Consider the following 2,735-nt stretch of genomic DNA (forward strand, 5'->3'; position numbering starts at 1 on the left):
AGCGGGGTGGGGCGGCGGCGGCGCGAGCGTCCGGAACGCCGCCCCCCAGGCGGTGGGCGGCCGCGCGCAGCAGTGCCCACAGGGCGGTCTCGCCGCGGGCCAGCCACCAGCCGGTGATCAGTGTGGCGGTCAGGTGGGCCAGGAGCATGCCCAGGCCCTCGCCCAGCCCCCGGTCGTGGAGATGCCCGGCGAGGGAGGCCGCGGCCGGACCGCCGTCCAGGGCGAACAGCTCGTGCAGGCCCAGTTGCGCTCCGGTGAGCACCGCGGTGACCGTGCCGGCGGACCGCTCGCGCCCGGCGAGCGACACGGACAGGCACGCCACCGCCGACGCCCCCGCGGCCAGCGTCCACGCCTCCGGCCCGGAACCGCCCGCGGCGACGTGGCCGAGAGCGGCGAGCGTCACGCAGACGGCCGAGAAGACGGCCGCGCGGATGAGCCGGAGCGGGAGGAGGGCGAGCATGACGTGAGCCATGCTCTCACGGCGACGGCCGGGCATCGAGTCGGGCATCGAGTCCGGCGCCGACCGGTTCCGGCCGCGTCGCCCGGTGCTGATGGCGTCGCCCGTTCTGACGGTGCCGCCCGGTTCCGGCGGGCGGCCGGTCGGCTCCCGGGTGCCGTCCGCGCCCGCGACGGCGGCCCCGCGATCAACGCCCCGGCGCGGAGCCCGGTGAACCGGAAGCGCGTGCTGTCTGCCGCTTTGTGGCTTTTGTGGCTATGGTTGCCGCGACCGGAACATGTCGAGGCCGAGGTGGTGGGGGATGCGGCACGTCTTCGGACTGCTCATCGGACTGGTGGTGACGGCGGTCCTCCTGCTCGGGGCGGGATGGGCGGCGGCGGAGATGGGCCTCGCCCTCCAGCCCGCTCAGGGCGTCGCCCCGCCCGCCGCCGGCACCGGGCAGAACTGGGCCGCGCCGGCCGTGATGGCCGGGACCGGCCTCCTGCTCGGCCTGCTGATCGTCGGCCGGGTCTCCCCGGTGGCCTCCTTCATCCCGTCGATGGTCCTGCTCGCCTGGACCGTGGTCTACGTCCTGGACACCGGCCGCGGCCTGGGATTCCTGCCCGTCAACCCGACCTTCCACGAGGTGCTGCTGCAGGCGGGCCGCGGCATGCGCATCCTGCTCACCACCGGTGTCTACGCCCTCCTCGGCGTCGCCCTGTTCGTCCCCGTCCTGCTGCCGTCCCGCTGGGCCGGACAGGGCGGGGACGAGGACGACGAGTACGAGGAGCCGGACGACCGGCCCTACTACTGATGGACGGGGCCGCCGTCGCACCGGCGTGACGGAGGCCCGGATGGTCCGGCCTCAAGGCTGGGCGAGAAACCATCATATTTCTAACATTACGCCATAAATCGGGCATCCTATTGTCGCTTCATCGATGGGGACCTATCGTAGGAAAGCGCTTACCCGGACTGATCACCCGAAATGGCGCGTTATTTCTCACTCCCCCCAATGAAGGTGAGATCCAGCATGAAACGTACAGCCACCCTGCGCAGCCTGCTGGCTGCGGGGGCCGCCGCGGCCACCGGCGCCGCCCTCTTGGCGGCGCTGCCGCTGTCGCCCGCTTCGGCCGCGGCCGGTGGTCCCGACGGCTTCGCCGCCGGGACCACCGGCGGCAGCGGCGGATCGACCGTGAGGGTCAGCTCCGGCACCGGCATCCACCAGGCTCTCTGCGGCCGGTCCAGCACCAGCACGCCGATCACCATCGAGGTCGAGGGCACGATCAACCACGGCAACACCTCGAAGGTCTCGGGCAGCTGCAGCACCGCCGACGACGTGATCGAGCTCAAGGGCATCAGCAACGTCACGATCATCGGTGTGGGCGGCGGCGCGACGTTCGACCAGCTGGGCATCCACATCCGGGACTCCAGCAACATCATCATCCGGAACGTGACGATCAAGAACGTCAAGAAGTCCGGCTCGCCGACCTCCAACGGCGGCGACGCCATCGGCATGGAGAGCACGGTCCGCAAGGTCTGGGTCGACCACGTGACCCTGGAGGCCTCCGGCGGCGAGTCGGAGGGCTACGACGGCCTGTTCGACATGAAGAACGACGTCGAGAACGTGACGCTGTCCTACAGCATCCTGCGCAACTCGGGCCGCGGCGGCCTGATCGGGTCGAGCGAGAGCGACACCGGCAGCAGCAACATCACGTTCCACCACAACCTGTACTCGAACATCGACTCGCGGACGCCGCTGCTGCGCGGCGGTGTCGCGCACATCTACAACAACTACTACGTGAACCTGCACGAGTCGGGCATCAACTCGCGGGCCGGTGCCAAGGCGAGGGTGGAGAACAACTACTTCAAGGACTCCAAGGACGTCCTCGGCACGTTCTACACCGACGAGAAGGGCACCTACCAGGCCAGCGGCAACATCCTGAACAACGTGACCTGGTCGAGCCCCGGCTCGAAGAACTACCCGGCCGGCCCGGCATGGCGTCCACCGGCTCGGTCGGCATCGGCTACGGCTACGACCTCGACGGAGCCTCCTGCGTTCCGGGCGTCGTGCAGGCCACGGCCGGTGCCGGCAACGGCCTCAAGGTGTCGGACGGCAGCTGCAACCCCACGACGGAGCCGACCTCCACTCCCACCTCCACTCCCACGTCCAGCCCCACGTCCAGCCCCACGTCCAGCCCCACCACCGGCCCGACCTCGCAGCCGACCACGCAGCCGAGCGGCCCGAACCTGAGCCTGAGCGGCGGCGCCGACGGCTCCAGCAAGGCCAGCGGCACCAGCT

3 protein-coding genes are annotated in these 2,735 nt (G+C 70.8%); 2 read left to right on the forward strand and 1 reads right to left on the reverse strand.

What is annotated here, in order from left to right; translation table 11 throughout:
• The coding region (locus tag ACWJ6R_RS34135; protein ID WP_449066173.1) for an MFS transporter at positions 1 to 472 on the reverse strand (472 nt) is incomplete at its 3' end.
• A 286-nt stretch (positions 473 to 758) separates the two neighbouring features.
• Here ACWJ6R_RS34135 and ACWJ6R_RS34140 point away from each other — a divergent pair.
• On the forward strand, positions 759 to 1,250 hold the full coding sequence (locus ACWJ6R_RS34140) for a hypothetical protein (protein ID WP_449066174.1): 492 nt from the start codon (positions 759 to 761) through the stop codon (positions 1,248 to 1,250).
• Between the two features lie 216 nt (positions 1,251 to 1,466).
• Entirely contained in the window at positions 1,467 to 2,687 is a 1,221-nt protein-coding gene (locus ACWJ6R_RS34145; protein WP_449066175.1) for a pectate lyase family protein, read from the forward strand.
• Positions 2,688 to 2,735: the final 48 nt, after the last annotated feature.

The organism is Planomonospora algeriensis (assembly GCF_977012225.1).